This window comes from Paenibacillus zanthoxyli JH29, from assembly GCF_000520715.1.
GTDB lineage: Bacteria > Bacillota > Bacilli > Paenibacillales > Paenibacillaceae > Paenibacillus_AQ > Paenibacillus_AQ zanthoxyli.
Genome location: NZ_ASSD01000662.1, coordinates 26,619 through 45,575, shown reverse-complemented (window position 1 = coordinate 45,575; position 18,957 = coordinate 26,619). Strand labels below are relative to the sequence as shown.

The 18,957-nt window shown below is 47.4% G+C and carries 32 protein-coding genes; 3 read left to right on the top strand and 29 right to left on the bottom strand.

Features of this window, described 5'->3' with window-relative positions; translation table 11 throughout:
• Positions 1-434: 434 nt before the first annotated feature.
• The 23 genes from L691_RS0125680 to L691_RS30215 all read right to left on the bottom strand — a co-directional run bounded on the left by L691_RS0125680 (position 435) and on the right by L691_RS30215 (position 11,992).
• A complete protein-coding gene (locus L691_RS0125680) occupies positions 435-725 on the bottom strand; it encodes a hypothetical protein (RefSeq protein ID WP_025693071.1) in 291 nt (96 codons plus the stop codon).
• Positions 726-808: 83 nt separating this feature from the next.
• Positions 809-1,345, bottom strand: coding sequence for a hypothetical protein (locus L691_RS0125675; RefSeq protein ID WP_025693070.1), 537 nt, complete (start codon positions 1,343-1,345; stop codon positions 809-811).
• Between the two features lie 244 nt (positions 1,346-1,589).
• Positions 1,590-1,859, bottom strand: coding sequence for a hypothetical protein (locus tag L691_RS0125670; protein WP_025693069.1), 270 nt, complete (start codon positions 1,857-1,859; stop codon positions 1,590-1,592).
• Positions 1,860-1,972: 113 nt separating this feature from the next.
• The gene (locus tag L691_RS0125665) at positions 1,973-2,368 is read right to left on the bottom strand and encodes a hypothetical protein (protein ID WP_025693068.1); all 396 of its coding nucleotides are present in this window, start codon (positions 2,366-2,368) and stop codon (positions 1,973-1,975) included.
• Between the two features lie 439 nt (positions 2,369-2,807).
• Entirely contained in the window at positions 2,808-3,302 is a 495-nt protein-coding gene (locus tag L691_RS0125660) for a hypothetical protein (RefSeq protein ID WP_025693067.1), read from the bottom strand.
• A gap of 107 nt (positions 3,303-3,409) precedes the next feature.
• A complete protein-coding gene (locus tag L691_RS0125655) occupies positions 3,410-3,598 on the bottom strand; it encodes a hypothetical protein (RefSeq protein WP_156934348.1) in 189 nt (62 codons plus the stop codon).
• A 4-nt stretch (positions 3,599-3,602) separates the two neighbouring features.
• Complete coding sequence (locus tag L691_RS0125650) at positions 3,603-3,884, bottom strand: DUF5052 family protein (protein WP_025693065.1); 282 nt, start codon at positions 3,882-3,884, stop codon at positions 3,603-3,605.
• Between the two features lie 83 nt (positions 3,885-3,967).
• Entirely contained in the window at positions 3,968-4,126 is a 159-nt protein-coding gene (locus L691_RS32325) for a hypothetical protein (RefSeq protein WP_156934347.1), read from the bottom strand.
• Between the two features lie 53 nt (positions 4,127-4,179).
• Positions 4,180-4,644 (bottom strand): hypothetical protein, encoded by a 465-nt coding sequence (locus L691_RS0125640; protein WP_156934346.1) that lies wholly within the window; start codon positions 4,642-4,644, stop codon positions 4,180-4,182.
• The gene (locus L691_RS0125635) at positions 4,641-5,108 is read right to left on the bottom strand and encodes a hypothetical protein (RefSeq protein WP_025693063.1); all 468 of its coding nucleotides are present in this window, start codon (positions 5,106-5,108) and stop codon (positions 4,641-4,643) included. Before L691_RS0125635 ends, L691_RS0125640 begins: the two co-directional genes overlap by 4 nt.
• A 4-nt stretch (positions 5,109-5,112) precedes the next feature.
• A complete protein-coding gene (locus L691_RS0125630) occupies positions 5,113-5,484 on the bottom strand; it encodes a hypothetical protein (protein WP_025693062.1) in 372 nt (123 codons plus the stop codon).
• Positions 5,438-6,718: a replicative DNA helicase gene (locus L691_RS0125625; RefSeq protein WP_025693061.1), complete on the bottom strand. Its 1,281-nt coding sequence runs from the start codon at positions 6,716-6,718 to the stop codon at positions 5,438-5,440. Before L691_RS0125625 ends, L691_RS0125630 begins: the two co-directional genes overlap by 47 nt.
• Entirely contained in the window at positions 6,681-7,673 is a 993-nt protein-coding gene (locus tag L691_RS30905; protein WP_198023117.1) for a replication protein, read from the bottom strand. Before L691_RS30905 ends, L691_RS0125625 begins: the two co-directional genes overlap by 38 nt.
• A gap of 9 nt (positions 7,674-7,682) precedes the next feature.
• Positions 7,683-7,961: a hypothetical protein gene (locus L691_RS0125615; protein WP_025693059.1), complete on the bottom strand. Its 279-nt coding sequence runs from the start codon at positions 7,959-7,961 to the stop codon at positions 7,683-7,685.
• Positions 7,958-8,326: a hypothetical protein gene (locus L691_RS0125610; RefSeq protein WP_025693058.1), complete on the bottom strand. Its 369-nt coding sequence runs from the start codon at positions 8,324-8,326 to the stop codon at positions 7,958-7,960. The genes L691_RS0125615 and L691_RS0125610 overlap by 4 nt, the downstream gene beginning before the upstream one ends.
• Positions 8,323-8,748, bottom strand: coding sequence for a hypothetical protein (locus L691_RS0125605; RefSeq protein WP_025693057.1), 426 nt, complete (start codon positions 8,746-8,748; stop codon positions 8,323-8,325). The genes L691_RS0125610 and L691_RS0125605 overlap by 4 nt, the downstream gene beginning before the upstream one ends.
• A gap of 101 nt (positions 8,749-8,849) precedes the next feature.
• Entirely contained in the window at positions 8,850-9,107 is a 258-nt protein-coding gene (locus L691_RS0125600) for a hypothetical protein (protein WP_025693056.1), read from the bottom strand.
• A complete protein-coding gene (locus L691_RS0125595; protein ID WP_025693055.1) occupies positions 9,076-9,342 on the bottom strand; it encodes a hypothetical protein in 267 nt (88 codons plus the stop codon). The genes L691_RS0125600 and L691_RS0125595 overlap by 32 nt, the downstream gene beginning before the upstream one ends.
• Before the next feature lie 13 nt (positions 9,343-9,355).
• On the bottom strand, positions 9,356-9,985 hold the full coding sequence (locus L691_RS0125590; protein ID WP_025693054.1) for a hypothetical protein: 630 nt from the start codon (positions 9,983-9,985) through the stop codon (positions 9,356-9,358).
• Between the two features lie 87 nt (positions 9,986-10,072).
• Positions 10,073-10,924 carry an ORF6N domain-containing protein gene (locus tag L691_RS30900; protein ID WP_051459463.1) on the bottom strand — a complete coding sequence of 284 codons (852 nt, stop codon included), beginning with the start codon at positions 10,922-10,924 and terminating at the stop codon, positions 10,073-10,075.
• A 48-nt stretch (positions 10,925-10,972) separates the two neighbouring features.
• Positions 10,973-11,335: a hypothetical protein gene (locus L691_RS0125575; protein WP_025693052.1), complete on the bottom strand. Its 363-nt coding sequence runs from the start codon at positions 11,333-11,335 to the stop codon at positions 10,973-10,975.
• Between the two features lie 134 nt (positions 11,336-11,469).
• Entirely contained in the window at positions 11,470-11,772 is a 303-nt protein-coding gene (locus L691_RS0125570; RefSeq protein ID WP_025693051.1) for a DUF771 domain-containing protein, read from the bottom strand.
• The gene (locus L691_RS30215) at positions 11,741-11,992 is read right to left on the bottom strand and encodes a helix-turn-helix domain-containing protein (RefSeq protein WP_051459462.1); all 252 of its coding nucleotides are present in this window, start codon (positions 11,990-11,992) and stop codon (positions 11,741-11,743) included. Before L691_RS30215 ends, L691_RS0125570 begins: the two co-directional genes overlap by 32 nt.
• A gap of 194 nt (positions 11,993-12,186) precedes the next feature.
• Between L691_RS30215 and L691_RS34450 the strand changes: the two genes are divergently transcribed.
• The 3 genes from L691_RS34450 to L691_RS0125550 all read left to right on the top strand — a co-directional run bounded on the left by L691_RS34450 (position 12,187) and on the right by L691_RS0125550 (position 14,764).
• Complete coding sequence (locus L691_RS34450) at positions 12,187-12,597, top strand: helix-turn-helix domain-containing protein (RefSeq protein WP_025693050.1); 411 nt, start codon at positions 12,187-12,189, stop codon at positions 12,595-12,597.
• A gap of 76 nt (positions 12,598-12,673) precedes the next feature.
• Positions 12,674-13,555, top strand: a complete 882-nt coding sequence (locus L691_RS30895; protein WP_025693049.1) for an ImmA/IrrE family metallo-endopeptidase — start codon at positions 12,674-12,676, stop codon at positions 13,553-13,555.
• A gap of 12 nt (positions 13,556-13,567) precedes the next feature.
• Entirely contained in the window at positions 13,568-14,764 is a 1,197-nt protein-coding gene (locus L691_RS0125550) for a site-specific integrase (protein ID WP_025693048.1), read from the top strand.
• A gap of 97 nt (positions 14,765-14,861) precedes the next feature.
• Here L691_RS0125550 and rpsI read toward each other — a convergent pair whose 3' ends face one another.
• From rpsI to rpsK, 6 genes are all read right to left on the bottom strand, one after another.
• A complete protein-coding gene (rpsI, locus tag L691_RS0125545) occupies positions 14,862-15,254 on the bottom strand; it encodes a 30S ribosomal protein S9 (protein WP_025693047.1) in 393 nt (130 codons plus the stop codon).
• Positions 15,255-15,274: 20 nt separating this feature from the next.
• On the bottom strand, positions 15,275-15,712 hold the full coding sequence (gene rplM, locus L691_RS0125540) for a 50S ribosomal protein L13 (RefSeq protein WP_025693046.1): 438 nt from the start codon (positions 15,710-15,712) through the stop codon (positions 15,275-15,277).
• Between the two features lie 220 nt (positions 15,713-15,932).
• Positions 15,933-16,709, bottom strand: coding sequence for a tRNA pseudouridine(38-40) synthase TruA (truA, locus tag L691_RS0125535; RefSeq protein WP_025693045.1), 777 nt, complete (start codon positions 16,707-16,709; stop codon positions 15,933-15,935).
• Positions 16,710-17,078: 369 nt separating this feature from the next.
• Positions 17,079-17,444, bottom strand: coding sequence for a 50S ribosomal protein L17 (gene rplQ, locus L691_RS0125530; protein ID WP_025693044.1), 366 nt, complete (start codon positions 17,442-17,444; stop codon positions 17,079-17,081).
• Between the two features lie 33 nt (positions 17,445-17,477).
• Positions 17,478-18,422 (bottom strand): DNA-directed RNA polymerase subunit alpha, encoded by a 945-nt coding sequence (locus L691_RS0125525; protein WP_025693043.1) that lies wholly within the window; start codon positions 18,420-18,422, stop codon positions 17,478-17,480.
• Positions 18,423-18,552: 130 nt separating this feature from the next.
• Positions 18,553-18,948, bottom strand: coding sequence for a 30S ribosomal protein S11 (gene rpsK, locus L691_RS0125520; protein ID WP_025693042.1), 396 nt, complete (start codon positions 18,946-18,948; stop codon positions 18,553-18,555).
• Positions 18,949-18,957 lie beyond the last annotated feature (9 nt).

Sequence of the window (18,957 nt, the reverse complement as noted above, 5' to 3'; positions counted from 1 at the left end):
GTAGCAGCCTCTACCTTTCCTTCGGCCAAGCACATGACGCACAGCGGATTCGCTCGCAGGAAGTCTATTCGAGCCACGCGCCACTTGTGTCCATAGCCACGGCTTGCAGCTGTGCCTCTGCGCTGGTCCCGCTCCTTGCGGTGCTTATCGCAGTATCCTTTATCCGTAAGCTCACGGCATCCTGGTTGTCCACATGGGCGCTTAGGTTTACTAGGGCATCCTCTTCACCCTCTCAGATAGATTGCAAATATTAAGGCATACACCATATACCAAAGAGCTTCAGCATCTTTCTTCTTGCGCTGGCAGTGCGAGGCCATAAACATACAAATTACAATAAACGCTGACGTTAACAAGTTATCCCAGGCGATGGTTCTCACCCTTTCCCACAATATAAAAAGAGCCGCCGTAGCGACTCCTTCAAATAATGTTTGAAATTAGGACTTGCCTTCAACAAGTTCCTCTACATAATCAATTCCTTTTGCAGAAATGAATACTGCCAGAACTTCATTCATACCAGATCCCTGTCCAGTTGGGCTGATATCAATTAACCCTTTACCAGCGAGGTAGTGAAACGCTCTATGATGTTCGGAATCCGGATATAGCTCATGTTTAGTACCCACTAATGCCGAAGCATTTGGTTCTGGACCAAACCACTGAACGTATAACTTTGTAAGAATTTGTTCCCTAATTTTTTTTCGTTCACGAACTTTTTCTAAATCTATCATTTGTGTTATTCCTCCCTCAAACAATAAAATGGATATCCTGTAAAGTGTAACACTTTTATATACAAGATATCCATTTTATTAAGTTATTTACTTTCTGTTGGAGGTGACGCTATGATGATTTTACCTTCGTAATATTTTGCACCGCTGTATAGCGTACAGGCATTGCCACCGCCTATCCACGAAACATTCCCTGTTAGATGTAATCTATACTGACCTGCTTCAGTTGGATAAAAGGTGCTTTGATTCTCCTCAGTACTGCCTAATCCTCCTGGGTAATAAAATCCTGCGCCATCTACCGTTTTCCATGAGTCTAAAAAGTTTTTTCTGTACTGTAGATCCATTGTTAAACTAACAAGCGTAACCATCTTGCCAGGATAGTTAAAGCTCCAATTCCCTTCCAATCCGACACTACTAGTTCCGAACCATAAATTAAATGGGTCTGTTGCTTGCGGGGTGACTATGGATTCTGGGGTATTGGTCGTGGTATCAGTAGGCGTCGGTGCAATGTGTTCGTTAAAACTATTTACAGATTCAATTGGAGCTGCTTCGTCCGCAAAAGCCGAAATAGGAGCCACAAGAATAAACGCAAATAACATTAAAGTAATAATTTTTTTAAACAATTAAGTTTTCCTCCTAAATTGAAAAGTGTATGAACAGCGGCCGTTGCTCTCACAATGAATATTAGTAAATAATTTCCTGATAGTCTACCATATTAAGTAAAAATGGTTATATTGTAATATAATTAGGGAAAAAGTATAAAAACTCGATGATAATTCTTTTGTTTTGTCGAATTATTTGGAAACCCCTCTAAGAATAAAAAGAGCCGCTTTTCAGCGACCCTTTGTTAAGGAAACTTTTCCTTAGTTATTCTTTTATTCTCATTCCTGGTATTACATCACCCTTGTGCTTATGCTTATTCGCTGACCAGTATTCGTTAAAACCTTGCGCACCTTTTTCGGTATGGACATTCTTATACGTCTTACCTCCAACATGGAATATAGCGGCTGACTCTGGATCTCCCTCAACCTCACCTGTTATCATGTTGACTTCGCTGACACGCAACATTCTAAAATTTCCGTCGGCATCCTCTGCGGGAATGATGATTTTCTTTGGATCAGGCATTGCACGGGACATGTGACCCACTCCTTTGATGTGATAAGAGTATTTTCGACATCACGGGAGTATTCCCTGCTTGACGGCTGGTCATTGCAACTATCTCACTAGATTCATGAGGAATTTGCAACCGCCTATAGGGTTATTGAATCTTCGAAAGCTTCTTCCAAGTAGACGTCTAACTCTTTGTCACCGAAAGCGTCAAAAGTTACTTTGTCAAGATCACTGGTGATCCCCTTCTCAGTTGACCTGAGTTTATCAATTAATCGAACTCCAGAATCGGGATCAATCAGCTTAACCACAAACAAGTTTTCTGAATGGTCGCCTTCAAACACCAGTGTCAGTTCTCCGAATTTAATGGAGAGCTGATGGTTATCAATCAAAACTTCGTTGGAGACTTCCATTGCATCCCACAGTTGGGATCTCAAATTTTCAAGCGCATCTTCAATTTGATGCCTGAGGCTGTCATACCCAATTTCATCGTGATATTTCTTAGCGAAATAACCCACGAAATTTCCTCTAAAACTCATAGTATCCCTCCCCAATTCGTGACTCCTGCTTTATATTCGACGAACTGAAGGGATTCCCTTTCGTGTTTGCTTTCCGCATCCAAAATCCCAAACGCTTGGGAATTTAAAACGGTATGCCGCTCGTACAGCCAATGGGCCATAGTCGACATACCGTATGAAGATTGGCGGACTCACTCAGCGCAGAATTGCGCTCAGTTAAACCCATCGGGCGACCGCCATATATGTGAAGCGCTTAGGGGGGGGCTCGTCAGCTGCAGCAATCCGATTGCCGCCCTTCTGCCGGTAGTCTCCTGTTATGCGCCTGCCACCATCAATAGAGAAGGCTCGATAACGCTCCGTCCCTCTCGCTTCATTTCCACGCTCTCATAGTAACATGGGAAAGTGCTGATTTGGTGCTGAATTTGTGCTGAAAAAGTGCTAGAAAAGTGCTGACTTTGTGCTAAAACTTCCCGGCGTCCGAATCGAAAAAGCCGAGCAGCTTCAGGTTGTTGGCGATCGTCACGATTCCTGTATCCACCCAGCCGCGAATCGTGCTGCTCTTTTCGTCATAACCGAAGAACAAGCAGGTTGCTTTCAGTGAATGGCCTTCGAAGTATCTGAACCGGATCGCTTTCTTAATGTCGTCGCTGAGAATGAGGCTGTGCGCCCGTTTGAGCGCCGTTTCACGGAATCGGTACTGTTCATATACCCGGCGCTGCTTCTCGATCACGATGACGGCGTTGGCCGTCTTATCGGCATGAAGATCGTCCTGGTCGATCCGGCGGGCCACTTCTCCGTCAATGGCGACCTGCTGCATGTCTTTCGTGTGATTTTCATAATCATCCATCAGTAAACGCATGTTCTTATACTTCCCTAAGAGGAACTTGGTTCTTGCAATCTCCGTTTTGCTTGCCTCCGGGAACAATACGCCATCTTCCCACTCTGCCACTGCCATTCCCCTCATTCCCCTTTATATGGTAATATATTGAGAGGAATCGTATTTTGCTGAAGACCCCTGCGCCCGGCCAAGGATTGCAGGGGTTTCGTTGTGTTCAATTCACGCTATCGGTTGAGTTCTTCTTCCTCGTCTCTGAGGCGCTGGTATTCTTCCATAGTGATTGCTTCACGCTCATAGTATGGTGGAGAAACTCCGACAACGGAATCTGCGCTCATTTTGCTTTGGTGCGTGGCGATCACCCGGACGAATCCGGACACACCCCCTTTGTCCCATTCCAAAACGGCATATTCCATAGGATCATTCACCGCCCGTCTCTTCGATGACCACCGTTGCGTTGTAAATCAGGACCCGCTTACCGTCTACATCAAATTTGACCTTGTTTCCGTATTCGTTGACCTCTACGTCGAATTTCCCTTTGTACTTCTTGATGACGTTGCCATTGGCGTCATAGACCTCTGCGACCCTGCTCAGCCCATTTACGCTTGATCCGAAATCCTTCACTGTTCTGTCCCAGCTTTCACAGCCTCCCAAGACCAGCGTAAGCATAATGGCCGCCGCAGCCGTAATCAGCTTTTTCATACTCTTCATCCTCTCCGTAATAATTTCAGGAATAATTTAAGTCCAAAATGACAAGGTTCCAGTTACTGGATTCACTAGGCAATTCAGTCGCCTTGATCGCCTTCAGCTGGAGATTCCAGCCCTAAGGCAGAGTGCAGTTCCTTAATCTTTTTGTCCCGCTCCTCCAGCTCTTCCATAATAAACATGGGGCATGGCAAGTGATTATCCATAAGTGTTTTCTTGATTTCATTCAGTGTCTTCATGGGTATACCTCCTCGGAATAATTATTGGAATAATTTCTGTTGGTTTTGCTGTATCACATCAGATTGCAACGTACCCGTCGCCGGCGGATGTTGATCGCCCCGGCAACCTTTGACACCGTCTCCCGCTCCCGATGTTCGAATCTTTCCCCTAGATCCTTCCGAACCCGGACGGTGTAGAAGCGCTGGGACTGTTCTTTCTGAATTGATTTAATATCGCCGAGCACCTTACTCAATTCTCCGACCATTCCCTTTTGCCGTTTGAGGAAATTGATAAGCGGCTCAAGTTGCTCGATCTCATCTTTGGCTTTCCGGCGTTGCCAACGGCTTTCACTAAGTTGTTCGTCAAGCCCTATCCGCAACGGGTGATTACGAGGTAACAGCTCCAGCGCATGATTCAGGTCATTCGTCTCATCGTGAAAATACTGCTCATCGGCCACGCCTTTCTCGTAGGCAGCTCGAGCTCCTTTAATCGTATCGAGAAAGTGCCGGACCAATTCTTCTGCGGTTATTCCCATCATACCCGCCCTTCTTCCGCCGCTGCCGGATCTTGCAGATAAGCCATTCCCCAGCGCTGGATTCGGCGGGAATCATGATACTCTATGACACCTCCGCAAATCGCCTGCGGATCGGAGAAGGGAACAAGCTCCTGAATTAATTTAAGCTTAAGCTGCAATTCCGCCCCGTTAAAATCGACCCGGTCAATCTCGGCCAGTTCGTATATCGCCTTGCACAATTCGTACACCGCCCATTTGTCGTGCGGCTTGATCCGGACCAGCCTCCGACGCTCCGCGATTTCATTCAGGGCGCGGTTTCTCTGGATGGCTGCCCACCGAACAGTTGGCTTAGCTTTCAGATCCCGCGCCCAGGCATCCGCGTCTTTTATGATATCGCCTATTTTACGAAGGCCCCCTTCTCGAACAGGTGCCGTGTTTACCGGTTCGAGAAGCCGCTTTTGACTATGGGGATGAAATAAGTTCAACATAGGTTCAACCTCCTCGTTTATAGCTTTCTTGCAATCGTCTAACCAAATCGTCATAAAGCCGCATGTATTCGGGATACTTTGGATCGTCCTTATTTGTCGAATCTAGCAACTCAGCGCCTCTAAAAATCCGCTGCTGAAGTCTCTCCTGATGATAGGCGGCCAGTTCTTTGAAAATCAGGTAAAAGTGGTCCAGGATGCCTTCTTTCGTCTCCTCCGAACAATCCTCTGTCATGAATCGCTGGTACGTGACCTCGTCCATTTCTTTGCTGTCAAAGGCAGCCTGCACCTGCCGGATTAAGATTTCCTGATACTGCGCAACGAGTCGTCCCTTATCTTCGGAACTCCAACTCTGTGATTCGCTGCGTTTGTCGGTCATACATCAGCTCCACCTTTCCCCGGCTACCATTCCGCTGCTTCGTGAAATTGACTTCCAGAATGCCTTTGCTGGATGAAGTCGGTTCGTAGTAATCGTCCCGGTACAGCAAGCCGATGACATCGGCAGAAGTTTCAATGCCGGTGCTCCCGGCCAGATCAGCATTCCCGGGACGCTTGTCCTTCCGATCCTCAACACCGCGAACGACCTGGGAAAGTCCCATCACATGACAGTCCATTTCCTGCGCCCCGGCCCGCAGTTTCCGGCAGACCCTAGCAAGGGCGCTGCCGCCGTTATCGTTCGACTCTCCTTGCTCCCGAACGTCCTGGAGATAATCCACCACTACGAAATCAAGGCCCTGTGTTCGCTTTAGCCGCCGCATTTCGTCCACGATGTAGTCAGCTGACACGGCCCGGGTATCGTCGATGTACAGGGAAGTCAGCCGTTTCTTTTCGCGAACCATGTGCTCGGTATAAAAATGCTTCGGCAACTGTCCGGTCCGGAATTGTTCAAAATCGACCTGAAGAATGTTCGCCATCATGCGGTTGAAAAGCTGCCTCTTCGACATTTCCAAGCTGAACATCGCACACTTATGCCCTTTGGCGTTCAGCCTCATCAGCATTTCAAGCACAAAGGCTGTCTTGCCCATGCTTGTCCGCGCTCCGATCACCGAGAAATCTTGCCGATGCCAGCCTGTCGTCATCTTGTCGATGGAGTACATGCCGCTCAGAAGCCCAAATGCCTTTTTCGGGTCCTCCACAATTTCGAGGATGTAATCCACCCAGCCGTCAACATCCTGATCCGGCGTGCTCCCGTCCTTACTCTCGCTGGTGAAAAGAGAGAGTGACCGCTGCTGGAGAACACGAAGGACGTCATCCGGGTTGTTCTCGTCATTGACCTTGCCGAGCGTTTCAAGAGACAGGGATTTCAACTCTTCAGCCAGGACGTCTTTTTTAAGCTGCTGAATCAGGGAAGGCAATCGACTTTCGCTGATGAAAGTTCCGCGCAGGTCATGCAGCAGTTTTATGCGATCTACGGGGATGCGAGAAGCGATCCCCCGGAAGCTCAGTTCTTCAGCGGCGTCCGTTTCCTGGATGATCCGGTAAAGCCAATCCAGTTCCTTGAAATGCTCCGGCGTCAGCCCCTGTTTATACCCCAGGTAAAGGGATGGGTCTTTCAAGAGTGCCCCCAGCACTTCTTCATGTGGTTCCGCTGCTCTGACCGTAAAGTCTGTCATAGAATTCTTGATCCTCCTTGGTTACTTTGATTTTCTCAAGAGGCGGTGCTTTGCTCTGACCTGCAGTCTGATCAACCAAGCCATCACCTTCGGCGAAATCGTCCCACCCCTGTTGATTAACGAACGTGGCTCCGTCTTTAAAATACCTGTTGACTCGCTTGCAGTAAGATATATAATTCCGTGTTCCTGTCATGACCTTCTCAAAATCTAAATCAGGTGCAAGTTTGATGAATTTCTCCTGCGCCTTTTTCTTGCCAACCTTCTTCGGATACAAATTCCAAAATTCATCGAATTGAGCTATATATATATCTTTACTGTCTTTAAAAGATGTATTTAGAGCGGCTGTATCCCGCGCCCCGCTTGGGTTTGACGACTCTCCGTCTTCCCTTTTCGGGAAGTTTTCTTCAATATTTCTTCCCTTTTCGGGAAGTTCGGCAGAAAATTCATCTTCCCGTTTTGGGAAGTTATCACCCGACGGAAAGTTCCCCTTTTGGGAAGTTTTTTTGCGACTAAAAGTTACCGTTTTGGGAAGTTTTCCTTTCTTCAATCGAAGCCTTGGGGCCGGTTTTGGTTCATCTACCGATTTGCACTTTTTCGACACTTCGATGTTCAAATGAATCAATTCCTTGAATCGTTCATCGTCCCAGCCCTTCACCGGAGATATCTGCCAAAACTCAAAATCTTCGTTAAAACGATACTCGTTCCCATTTCGGAAAATCACCTTGCAGGCGGCCAGGTGTTTCAACTCATCGCCCGCCTTGTTCTCCCCTACACCGCAGAGGGCAAAGTCCTTCTGTCTCGGTACAACAGCAACAGTCTGATTACAGCCGTATGAGAGTCGCCAGAGGAACATGAGAACGTCCTTCTGACGCTTTGTGAAATCCCGGCGAATGACCTCGTCCCATATCTGATTTGCAATTCCTACATAGCCGCGTTTTCTGCGAGAGTCGGTCACCCGCCTCACCTACTCTTTCTGTCTGTTTACTCCCAAATCTCCGAACGCCGCACGCAAAAACGATTCAATTTCATACCCCTCCGAGATACGCCAGACGATCTGTTCAAGCAGCTCCAGCATGGCATCATATCCGATCTGAGCATCCACCGCAGACAGTTCTTTCATGAACGATGGGACGGGCTGATAATAGAATCCACTCCAGTCATAATTAAGGTGATGGTACCGGCCATCGAAATCGGCATTTGGAAGCATGGGAGGGCGTACGTATTCATGCGTCGTCTGGCTCATACACACCCCTCCCTGTCCCAGTTTTCAAAGACGTTCAGCGCCGAATCAACATGCCACTCCGCATATGAGCCGCTAGAGCATTGGGCGGACACGTACAGACCGTTCCGGTCTTTCCCAGTAATCACGTTGAGAGAATGACCCGGAAGCTTGTACATGGCTACTATGACAACTTTGAGAATGGAAAGTAAAAAGTGTCGCTGAAGATCAATGTTTCCACTGGATTGCTCAAGTCTTTCTTCCAAGCTTTGCAGCACGCAATTAATGCCATTTTCAGCCACGAAGCTTTGAAGCTGCTCACACGCTTCATCTGCCAATTCCAAGGTTTTTTGCCGATCCAGGTCGTTCGGGAAAACAATTATTGTCATCCCCGCACCTCCCGGTTCCAGCAACGCAATTCATTTCGTATCGGGTCTTTATGCCATTCCGCATATCCGCCCGAACCTGTGAGTACCTGGGCATAGATTATTGGCTCAAAGGGGGGCGAAATTTCACCCTCCCCATCATCCAAATTCGTCCATACGTCAAGCGTCTCACCGTAGCGCACATACTCTTCCCATACAATGGACTGAGCCATAGGCAGCAGAGCCCGCCAGCAGCTCATCTGATCCTCTGACGGTCGCTTCTCCAGTTCCTGAGCCCAAAAGGCTAGAATGGCACTTACGCCCCGATTACGGATAATATGCCTGGCATTGACACGTACCCGCTCGGCATAAGAAGCCGGTTTCCGGGCAGACTGAAGATTATAATTTTTACCGGCCATACGAGCCGAAGATAATACGATTGACATAATTTACACACTCCCATGAATGGGCAGCCTCTTGACGCAAAACATCGAATGACGATATAATGGCGCCAAGAGTTACCCACATGTTTGAATTTATGATCGTCTTAACCGCGCCCCGCCAAGGATGTGTTAAGGCGATTTTGCTTTTTATTGTCCTGTTCCTGCTTGAATTGCCGGATCAAGTAATCCTCATGTTCGACAACCTTCTCCAGAATAGCCATTGCTTTCTCTGCTGTATCGTATGCGGTGACAAGTTCGTCATTCTTTACGCAAGCGATCAGATCTACCAGGTCATTCTTGAGATCGGTGAAAATCGAGAAGTCGTTCCAGTTAGTCGGCGATATTTTCTTCCCCTCCTTCATCAATCTTCTTGAAGATCGCATGCATAACGGTCTGTTCCTCTTCGCCAATCTCGGCAATGATATCCAAAAGGTCAGACATCAGCTTGTCCGGTGTATAGATATCCGGTTCTTCCTGTAAGGCAAACGTGGATTCGAGCAGCTTTTTCTTGATAAAGGTCAAGAAAACCAAGCGGCGAGTTTCCGGGTAAAGCTTGTGTTCCTGATCGGCGGGAGCTGCTGGTGCGGGGTTATTCATGGGCTTCATCCTCCTAAACCAGTCTTTGCATAATGTCCATGATCGTGGAATCATCCTTCACGTAGCGGGCATATGTGCGCTCAATCCACTTGATGCCTTCATCCTTCGTCATCCGGCGTACTTCCTGCTTGATGGCTGCCGCCGTTTTCCCGTATCGCTGACCCGCCAAGATTTTGTAATATTCCCCCATGAATTGGATCGCTTTTGGATTACGCTCGTCCACCATTTCGATATAGGTCCATTTCAGAAGGCCGCGAGCGTTGATCAATGCGCCTTCTTCCTCGTTCCTAATCAAATAATCAACTTCGCGTTCAAGAAGAGGCTTGCTGAGATTTTCTTTTTTCAAACGCCGCATTCGAACGTCCGGCGCATTCATTTGAGCCTCGTAAGATACCAAGCGAACGTCTTTTTCAAAATTCACGTCATAACCATGCTCAATCATCTTGTCCAGGATCGTTTTTACACCGAGTGCAGCAAGTGAAATATCAGCAGCTTCAGGGTAAACGTGATACATTCCGCCAGAATAAACGACGACAGCATAAGGAGACCGGGGGTCCTCTTCATGAATAGGGAAGCCGAATATCGTCCCCCCTGCACGTTCCCGCAGATCAGCGGCTTTCTGTTGAATCAGCTTATTTTCCATGTGTACGTTCCTTTCTCCGAATGTTTTTAATAATGACGGCATGCTGCGCCGGATGGTTGAACCACAGGCGGGCAAGGTGTTCAAGGGTCATAAGCGCCGTTCTCCTTTCACCTTTGCCAGCAGCCCGACTAGTATCGCGTTGAACTTGTCCAGCACGCCCATACGGACCATGACGTCGATACCTGATCTTTTCTGCTTGAGTGTCGATTCAGCATAATGCTTGCCTGTTCTGGAGAAATAATCTTCGTCCAGTTTCTCACGCTCGATCTTCACTCGTCTTGGGACGTCTACACCGTGCTGATCCAGAAGAATGTCGTAAATGGTCCTGTAAACCTCGTCATGCCCCAATCTCGTCCACCGTGCATATTCGTTAATAAGGTCTTTTACCTTCTCCTGATCCGGAACGGCCGTCAGGTTGTCCGTCAGCGTGTCGAGACCATCGCGGAGGGTGGACACTTCCTTCTTCAGAGCGTTTTGCTCCAGCTCCGTTTTAATCAATAACTGGAGAATGGGGCTCAGTTCGTCCATGACCGGAACTGAATCTCTCGCTCTAAAGTATCCATCAAGGATTTCGTCGTACTTATTCCAAGATAGGTCGTCGTCGAAAATTTTAATCAGTTTGGCATAGCCGCGCTCTGATAGAAGGAATAAATTTAGCGCAGCATTCAGAGCGTTTTGAGAAATTATCCCGCTATCCACCAGAAGGATAGCGAATTCAGCATACTGAGGAAGTTTCAAATCTATGAGGTCAACGGCTTCTCCGAATCTCTTACGATTTGCATTTATCAATTCGTTTACCTTGTAGTGCTGCCTGCCGTGAATTTCCGCGATGCTTTTAGCAAGCATTGACTTCTTACCCGGGCCAAAACCGCCGACGATATTTGGAATTTCAATTCCTGAAAGAACCTTCATTCCGTTGATTGCTGGTTTATCACTCATTACATTTCTCCTTTCGTATGGCGCTTACTGCACCTTTCGCTCTAGCTATCAGGACATCCCTCCCTTTAGTTGCAACTCCCGGATAAAATCCGAATACCGATTGTAATCCCGCTGCCGCAGCAAGCTAAGGTAAGTCAGAGCGTTCTTGACGACAATCCACCAGTTAAGCGCATGTCTGCTGTAAAATGAATCCGAATCCATTAGAAGTGCATCCTGCATCAATTCATCAGAATTCTTTCTTTCGACGTCGGCGAGAAATCCAAACCAGTTGGATAGATGCTTTTTCCTCAATTCATCCGGGTTAACATGTATTGCCAACCATTCAACGCCGCCGATGCCTAGCTTCAGCTTGCCTTCGATGATTGCCCATTCCATAGTGTGAGCTGCGGTTCTATCTAAGCTTTCGAGCATCCTTGTTTTCTCCTTTCTCTAAAATCAAGCCTACGCACATGTGAATAGATTGTGTATAAGCTATGCTCATGGGAATATTTTGAAACCATCTGAAATCGAATGCGTATGAGCTTATCAATGAGTGGCGATAACGATTAACGAGGTCGGTTCAGATCGTGGAAATGCTCGTCCAGGAAACGCTGCATTTCCAACCCCCGAAACATCCAGCGTCCACCATCACAATTATTAGTGATGACCTTCATTTCTTGCTTGAAAGCGGGATTTAGCAGGATGTTCTCCAAAAGCCAATCCCGCTTGCGGCAGGGTTCAAGCTCCAGCCGTTTCATGTCCCACCAAATCCCAGGACCGCGATCTTTCATAAGTCGTTGCATTTCTGCTTTAGCCAGCTGGCGAACATAATCCGGGTCAATAACGACTTGGATGATTGGAGAATCCACTCTGGGCACCTTCCTTCTCAATGTCCGTGGAAAATAGGTACTCGATTTCGCAGTCAGGGAAAAATTCATTTTTTATCTTCTGGACTTCATCGTAGTAAAACCTGTATTTCCCGTGTATTTTGTCGCTGACAGTCGCTCTTCTCATTTTCAAGCCTCTTGAAATATCTGAAATTGTCACCCCCCTCTTTTCCATTTCTGAACGAAGATTGGTGTAAGGCATTTAGTAGCCCCCTCTCTTGAACGTAATTTCGTTCATCCTGATTCGAACTATAAACGATATTTAGTTCATGGTCAAGAGTTTAAATCGAAATTTGAACCATATTTCGTTCATTTTGTATTTACAATCCTAAAGAGATACTGTAATATGTACCTATATACGAAATAGCGTACAAAATAAACGGAGGTTTAAATACTGTGGAGAGAGCCAAAATCTTAGCTCGGTTGATTGAGGAGAAAGGATATAGCAGACGAGCTTTTGCCGAACATATTGGCCTTCCACCGACGACCCTTCAATCAATGCTTAATCGTGGAGTCGGTGGCGCAGCAATTGATAATGTATTAAAGGTCACAAAAGGGCTTGGGATCACAATTGACGAACTTGAAAAGATGGTGGAAAACGAAGCGAGAGGCGGAAATGACAATCCTGAAGAGACAAAACTAAGTCCCGCAGAATTGGCCGAGTTTGAAGCTTTCATCAATAATCCGGAACACGGTGTATTTTTTAAAGACTACTTGGAGGCGCCAGAAGAGCGCAAGCGAGATCTTCAAAAGGTCTGGGAAATCATCAAACGTGCAGCTGAATCCGATCAAACTGAAGAAAAATAATTTCTGTAGCATCAGCTATCAGGCTGATTCTGCATACCTATACATACGAACAAATATTCGCATTCGGGAGGTAGCTATGTTTAAACATTACAAAAAGACCCACTTGGAGGATTTTGTGGAGCAGTTATACATACAACATGACATCTTGACTCCAGAAGACATTACGGTCCCGACTATTAGTAAAGGCTTAACTATCAAAATCGAATACGCGAGAATCACGAGCATGTCGCATCGTCTGAGATCAGGTAAACACGTAATCATTCTGGACGAGAGAGGGACGCCCCAAAAGCAACGCGGAGACTTCCTTCATGAGTTGGGGCATTTGTTACGGCATGAAGGCAATCAATTATTGCTGCCAAAGCCGTTTGTTCAATACCAAGAAGAAGACGCAGAACAATTCATCCTTTATGCCCTACTCCCTTTCTTTATGATTGAGTGCCTGGAACTCTCTCCGGACCGCAAACAGGCTGTGCAGCAACTTGCTGAGACGTTTACGGTCGGGACAGAGCTTGCCAGTAAGCGGTATAACCAGATAATGAGACGTGAGTATGAAGGCGCTATGACAACTGAGGCGGCTGCAGCGAAACTTGGAAAGGAGGTGAATTGTCGTGTGGCCGACAAAACGCAAATCATGGCCTTTTACGATCCATCTGGAACGTATGACGGACCATCACAACTAATTATAATTCTCGACGAATGGACGCTCATTAACTGCCGCGAAATTGAATTACCGATCGGCGAACGGTTTCAAGAAATCGGCGAAGAAGAGTTACGAAATTATTTCGGCACTCCCGTTTCTATCGGCGATGTTATTTGCTTTGACGGCAAGGTGACTCTGATGGTCTACGAACTGGTACGCAGGTATGGATTATCGCGAAATACTTTTATCATCCACATGCGTGATGTGGATATGTTGATTGCCCGAGATCAGGCAATAATTCGAAAACTGGATTGGTAAGGAGGATTTATAGTGGCAAGTTTTCAAAAATACAATACAAAGGATGGCCCGCGCTGGTTGTACAAGTATTACGGGACAATCAATCCGGAAACGGGGAAGCGGAAGCAGTCAACCAAGCGAGGGTTCAATACGAAGAAAGAAGCGCAACTCGACGCAGCTCAGACAGAAAAAGAAATTGCTGACGGTACTTTTCTCGTACAAGACAAGAATATGACGTTTGAGCAAGTATACGAACAATGGTATGCCACAAATTCGCCGAGCTTCAAGCCGAGCACAAGAAAAGCGGTACGGTGCAAGTTCAAGGGTCAACTTCTGCCGCACTTCGGAAAACTAAAGATGGTGGACATCACTAAAAGCTATTGCCAAGAAGTTGTTAATAAGATGGCTAAAAAAATAAAATCGGTTCACGATATGAAAATGTATGCAAATCAGATATTTGAGTACGCAATCGAACAAGATATCATTAAGACCAACCCGATGAAAAAAGCTAAGATCCCAAAGAGGGAAGAAGAACATTTTGCTTCTGAAGGATCTGACCGAAATTATTGGGAAAAGCACGAATTGAAAAAGTTTTTAGCAATTGCCAAAGCCGAATGTGATTTCAGGGATTATGCCATGTTCCACACATTGATCTATACAGGAGCGCGGAAAGGCGAAGTCCATGCAATCGGAGAACTTGATATTAATTTCCGAGACAAAACTATAGCACTAAACAAGACGCTCTTCTTTGAGGATAACGTATTTCATGCCTTAACCTCCAAAACAGCTGCTTCAAGGCGTGTCCTCAAGGCGGATAATACTACTCTGAGGATTTTGCGAAAACTCCTTACAGCGAAAAAGGAGCGGCAATTAGCCGAAGCCCAAAACGAACCGATTAAATTCCTATTCACCCGGGAAGATGGAGTCACTCCGATCAGGCTGGCTTACTTGAATGATCTGCTGAAAGCTTTGATAGAGAAGCATAAACTGCACCCCATAACTGTACACGGATTGCGGCACACTCACGCTTCTATGCAGTTTGAAGCAGGGGCAACAATCAAAGAAGTTCAAGAACAATTGGGCCACTCAGACATAAAGATGACAATGGATATTTATACTCATGTCACCTCTACGGTCAAAGAAAAGAAGGCGAACCGGTTTGAAAAATTCATGGAGTCTGATGCTCCGATTACCGGATCCAATGTGGTCACGCTTGATCGAAGTAAATAAAATATGGTCAAAATATGGTCACGGCTAAATTACAGACAAAATTAAAGCCCCTGACCATGAAGGCCAAGGGCTGAAATTTGTTGATGTGAAGCGGTTTTTAACGTTTCGAGAACTGAGGCGCACGACGTGCAGCCTTGAGGCCGTATTTTTTACGTTCCTTCATACGTGGGTCACGAGTCAGGAATCCGGCTTTCTTCAAGGAAGAACGGTATTCCGGATCTGCTTTCAGCAGAGCGCGGGAAATGCCGTGACGGATTGCGCCAGCTTGGCCGGAAATTCCGCCGCCATGAGCGATAACCAGAACATCGTAGCTGCCCAGCGTTTCAGTCAGAGTCAAAGGTTGTTTTACAATCAGTTTGAGTGTTTCCAAACCAAAATATTCGTTAATGTCGCGTTTGTTAATGACAATGCGTCCTTCACCCGGTACGAGGCGAACACGTGCTACCGAATGTTTACGACGACCTGTCCCATAGTATTGTACTTGTGCCATGAAACTGTCCTCCCTTATTCTTATCCGCGAAGTTCGTAAACTTCAGGTTTTTGTGCTGCGTGTGGATGCTCTGCGCCGGCATAAACTTTCAATCTCAGCTTCATCGCGTTGCCTTGACGGGTCTTTGGAATCATACCGTGAACGGCGGATTCAATTACACGCTCAGGTTTGCTGTTCAGCAAAGTTTCAGCTGTGGTTACTTTCAGACCACCCGGATGCAGCGAGTGACGGTAGTATTTCTTATTTTGCAGTTTCTTGCCAGTCAGATGAATCTTCTCTGCGTTGATAACAATGACGAAATCGCCAGTATCTACGTGAGGGGTAAATTGCGGTTTGTGTTTGCCGCGGATCAAAGCGGCGGCTTCACTTGCCAGACGGCCGAGTGTTTTGCCTTCGGCATCAATGATATGCCAGTTGCGTTCTACTTCGTTCGGCTTCGCCATGTAGGTGGTACGCATGAATAGTTCCTCCTTGTTCTCGTACGAAAATCTCGTATATCTGATTTCTCATCGAAATTACATTTTTGGTTGTTAGGTAAAGCGTTTTTAGGGCTTTCTTGATCGGGGCTGTGGGATAGCCATCAAGAAAACACAACTTTTATTTTACAGGATAAACATACCGAGTGCAAGAGTTTTCCGATCATTAAATTGTCTTTTTTCAGCAAAATAACAGTGAATCTCATTCTGCATCCCGGTAGCTTACATTCCAAAGCGCTAATCCCTTGGCCACTGCGGTCGGGCCGGCGGCAGCCCGGTCGCATGCCGCCAGAATGTCCGCTATGGTCTCCGGCCGGCGTTTGCCCTCTCCCACTTGAATCAGCGTACCCATGATGATCCGTACCATATGCTGCAAAAACCCGCTGCCGGTAATATAAGTGTGAATGACTCCCTGATCGGACGATCCTGGTCTGCACATGCTTCGGTCAATCTCCATATACGCCTCGTAAATTGTACGGACATGTGAGGTCTTCGTCGATTTCCGCGATGCGAAAGAAGTGTAGTCGTAGGTGCCGATTAGAGGTTGCAGCCCCTGCTCCATTGCCTTCACATTAAGCGCTACGGGATGATGAAACTGAAATCGCCGCTGAAAAGGATCCGGAAACCGGTTGCCATTGATCGTGTATCGATAGGTCTTCCGCTTGGCAGCCCGGCGGGAATGGAAAGAGAGCGGCACTTCGTGCGCTTCCGTAACCACGATATCTTCCGGCAGACGCGCGTTCAGCGCCAAACACCAGCGCTCAAGCGGAATGCGCGAGGCTGTCTCAAAATTAAAAGGCTGTCCATATGCGTGAACGCCGGCATCCGTACGTCCAGAAGCGGTAATCTTCAACACTTCACCTGTCAGATGGGCAATAGCCTGTTCCAGCTTATCCTGAACTGTATTGCCTTCGGGCTGAGTCTGAAAGCCGTCATAGTTCGTACCGTCATAGGTGACTTTCATGAATAGATTACGCATTTCGGCTCTCCTCCCAAGAAGAAACGGCGGCGCCGTCCTCACAGGAGGGGGGCACCCGTTTCTCGCAGAAATATAAGGCCAGAGATAAGCTCAGAGCTTATGAACTCTTATATTTCAAAAAAAAGAAGCCCCTTCGGGAGCTCCTTCCATTGAACAAGCGGATTTCCGCGGTTTACTGCACGACTGGCGGACACCTATGCAGATATCCGGTAGATCACGCCGTCGGTAGGAGCCGGGACATGACGCCGCCTCTCCGAAAGAAGAGCCGGGCCATATTCCACTGATACAATAACGCGGATCATTCCCCTACCCTTCTCCAAAAGAGATGGATAACAGGGGCAATCGGGAAATCAAGCTTGCTGCCATTAACTAGGCACGATCTACCAGTTCAAGGTAAACCATAGGTGCCGAGTCGCCGCGACGAGGTCCGAGCTTCAGGATACGAGTGTATCCGCCTGGACGTTCCGTATAGCGCGGTGCGATTTCAGCGAACAGTTTTTGAATTGCATCCTGCTCTCCGTCGGCAGTTTCGCGGCGTACGAATGCAGCTACTTGACGACGGGCATGCAGATCGCCCTTCTTCGCTTTCGTGATCAGTTTTTCGGCGATGGTACGAACTTCTTTCGCTTTCGCTTCCGTGGTTTGGATGCGCTCGTACAAGAACAGGTCCGTTACCAAGTCGCGGAACAATGCTTTACGCGCACTGGAATCACGGCCCAACTTTTGGTATGCCATGTTTTTCCCTCCTCTACTTCGTCAATCTTACGCTTATTCTTCGGTACGAAGACCCAAACCGAGCTCTTCGAGCTTTTCCTGAACTTCTTCCAAAGATTTGCGGCCCAGGTTGCGGACCTTCATCATATCTTCTTCCGTTTTCGTGGTAAGCTCCTGCACCGTATTGATGCCGGCGCGTTTGAGACAGTTGTAGGAACGGACCGAAAGATCCAGCTCTTCGATTGTCATCTCAAGCACTTTTTCTTTTTTGTCTTCTTCTTTTTCAACCATAATTTCGGCATCCTTCGCTTCATCCGTAAGGCCTACGAACAAAACAAGATGCTCATTCAAAATTTTGGCTCCAAGGCTGACGGCTTCCTCCGGTCTGATGCTGCCATCTGTCCAAATTTCCATCGTCAACTTGTCGTAGTTGGTCACTTGACCGACACGGGTGTTGTCGATTGTGTAGTTCACACGGGAAATCGGAGTGTAGATGGAATCTACCGGAATGACACCGATCGGCTGGTCTTCGCGCTTGTTACGGTCCGCTTGGACATAGCCGCGACCCCGGCCTGCAAAAATACGCATGTGAAGTCTCGCGCCAGGTCCCAGCGTTGCAATATGAAGGTCCGGGTTAAGGATCTCAACATCGCTGTCCGCACGGATGTCACCTGCGGTTACGACGCCTTCCCCTTCAGCATCAATCTCGAACACTTTCTCTTCATCTGAATGAATCTTCAGGGAAAGAGCTTTGAGGTTCAAAATGATTTCGGTCACGTCTTCCATTACGCCGGGAACGGTGGAGAACTCATGCAGAACGCCGTCAATTTGGACCGAGGTCACTGCGGCTCCCGGAAGGGAGGACAGCAGGATCCGGCGAAGCGAGTTCCCCAGAGTCGTGCCATATCCACGTTCCAGCGGTTCTACTACGAATTTCCCATAGGTTCCTTCATCATTAGCTTCTACGGTCTCAATCTTCGGCTTTTCGATTTCTATCACGAGTGTAACCCTCCTTCAACGTCGCTCCTATATGAAACTGTCACCCCATCAGGTGTATCATGTAGTATGCCTAAACAACCATTATTAGCAAATGTTGCCGGATTTATACCACATTTACATCGCTGATTCACTATACGCGGCGACGTTTCGGCGGACGGCATCCATTATGCGGAACCGGAGTGACGTCTTTAATGAGGTTAACTTCAAGGCCAGCGGCTTGAAGGGAACGGATGGCTGCCTCACGGCCCGCGCCCGGTCCTTTAACCATAACTTCAACATTCTTCATGCCGTGCTCCATAGCTGCCTTAGCTGCAACTTCTGCCGCCATTTGGGCAGCGAACGGAGTCGACTTACGGGAACCTTTAAATCCTTGGCCGCCGGAGCTTGCCCAGGAAATAGCGTTGCCGTGAGGATCCGTGATGGTAACGATGGTATTGTTGAACGTGGAACGGATATGTGCCACGCCGGATTCGATATTTTTACGATCGCGACGTTTCGTACGTACGACTTTTTTCGGTTTAGCCATTGTCTCTTA

What these genes read in the sequence shown, in the direction of transcription:
- L691_RS0125625 (WP_025693061.1), bottom strand. Translation starts at nt 6,718, where the DNA reads ATGACAGACTTTACGGTCAGAGCAGCGGAACCACATGAAGAAGTGCTG.
- L691_RS0125575 (WP_025693052.1), bottom strand. Translation starts at nt 11,335, where the DNA reads ATGCTCGAAAGCTTAGATAGAACCGCAGCTCACACTATGGAATGGGCA.
- L691_RS0125600 (WP_025693056.1), bottom strand. Translation starts at nt 9,107, where the DNA reads ATGAAGGAGGGGAAGAAAATATCGCCGACTAACTGGAACGACTTCTCG.
- L691_RS30900 (WP_051459463.1), bottom strand. Translation starts at nt 10,924, where the DNA reads ATGAGTGATAAACCAGCAATCAACGGAATGAAGGTTCTTTCAGGAATT.
- rplQ (WP_025693044.1), bottom strand. Translation starts at nt 17,444, where the DNA reads ATGGCATACCAAAAGTTGGGCCGTGATTCCAGTGCGCGTAAAGCATTG.
- L691_RS30895 (WP_025693049.1), top strand. Translation starts at nt 12,674, where the DNA reads ATGTTTAAACATTACAAAAAGACCCACTTGGAGGATTTTGTGGAGCAG.
- L691_RS32325 (WP_156934347.1), bottom strand. Translation starts at nt 4,126, where the DNA reads ATGAAGACACTGAATGAAATCAAGAAAACACTTATGGATAATCACTTG.
- L691_RS0125635 (WP_025693063.1), bottom strand. Translation starts at nt 5,108, where the DNA reads ATGTTGAACTTATTTCATCCCCATAGTCAAAAGCGGCTTCTCGAACCG.
- L691_RS0125640 (WP_156934346.1), bottom strand. Translation starts at nt 4,644, where the DNA reads ATGATGGGAATAACCGCAGAAGAATTGGTCCGGCACTTTCTCGATACG.
- L691_RS0125615 (WP_025693059.1), bottom strand. Translation starts at nt 7,961, where the DNA reads ATGAGCCAGACGACGCATGAATACGTACGCCCTCCCATGCTTCCAAAT.
- rplM (WP_025693046.1), bottom strand. Translation starts at nt 15,712, where the DNA reads ATGCGTACCACCTACATGGCGAAGCCGAACGAAGTAGAACGCAACTGG.
- L691_RS0125605 (WP_025693057.1), bottom strand. Translation starts at nt 8,748, where the DNA reads ATGTCAATCGTATTATCTTCGGCTCGTATGGCCGGTAAAAATTATAAT.
- L691_RS0125630 (WP_025693062.1), bottom strand. Translation starts at nt 5,484, where the DNA reads ATGACCGACAAACGCAGCGAATCACAGAGTTGGAGTTCCGAAGATAAG.
- L691_RS0125670 (WP_025693069.1), bottom strand. Translation starts at nt 1,859, where the DNA reads ATGTCCCGTGCAATGCCTGATCCAAAGAAAATCATCATTCCCGCAGAG.
- L691_RS0125590 (WP_025693054.1), bottom strand. Translation starts at nt 9,985, where the DNA reads ATGGAAAATAAGCTGATTCAACAGAAAGCCGCTGATCTGCGGGAACGT.
- truA (WP_025693045.1), bottom strand. Translation starts at nt 16,709, where the DNA reads ATGCGTAATCTATTCATGAAAGTCACCTATGACGGTACGAACTATGAC.
- rpsI (WP_025693047.1), bottom strand. Translation starts at nt 15,254, where the DNA reads ATGGCACAAGTACAATACTATGGGACAGGTCGTCGTAAACATTCGGTA.
- L691_RS0125655 (WP_156934348.1), bottom strand. Translation starts at nt 3,598, where the DNA reads ATGGAATATGCCGTTTTGGAATGGGACAAAGGGGGTGTGTCCGGATTC.
- L691_RS0125680 (WP_025693071.1), bottom strand. Translation starts at nt 725, where the DNA reads ATGATAGATTTAGAAAAAGTTCGTGAACGAAAAAAAATTAGGGAACAA.
- L691_RS0125650 (WP_025693065.1), bottom strand. Translation starts at nt 3,884, where the DNA reads ATGAAAAAGCTGATTACGGCTGCGGCGGCCATTATGCTTACGCTGGTC.
- L691_RS0125595 (WP_025693055.1), bottom strand. Translation starts at nt 9,342, where the DNA reads ATGAATAACCCCGCACCAGCAGCTCCCGCCGATCAGGAACACAAGCTT.
- L691_RS30215 (WP_051459462.1), bottom strand. Translation starts at nt 11,992, where the DNA reads ATGCCTTACACCAATCTTCGTTCAGAAATGGAAAAGAGGGGGGTGACA.
- rpsK (WP_025693042.1), bottom strand. Translation starts at nt 18,948, where the DNA reads ATGGCTAAACCGAAAAAAGTCGTACGTACGAAACGTCGCGATCGTAAA.
- L691_RS0125660 (WP_025693067.1), bottom strand. Translation starts at nt 3,302, where the DNA reads ATGGCAGTGGCAGAGTGGGAAGATGGCGTATTGTTCCCGGAGGCAAGC.
- L691_RS0125610 (WP_025693058.1), bottom strand. Translation starts at nt 8,326, where the DNA reads ATGACAATAATTGTTTTCCCGAACGACCTGGATCGGCAAAAAACCTTG.
- L691_RS0125665 (WP_025693068.1), bottom strand. Translation starts at nt 2,368, where the DNA reads ATGAGTTTTAGAGGAAATTTCGTGGGTTATTTCGCTAAGAAATATCAC.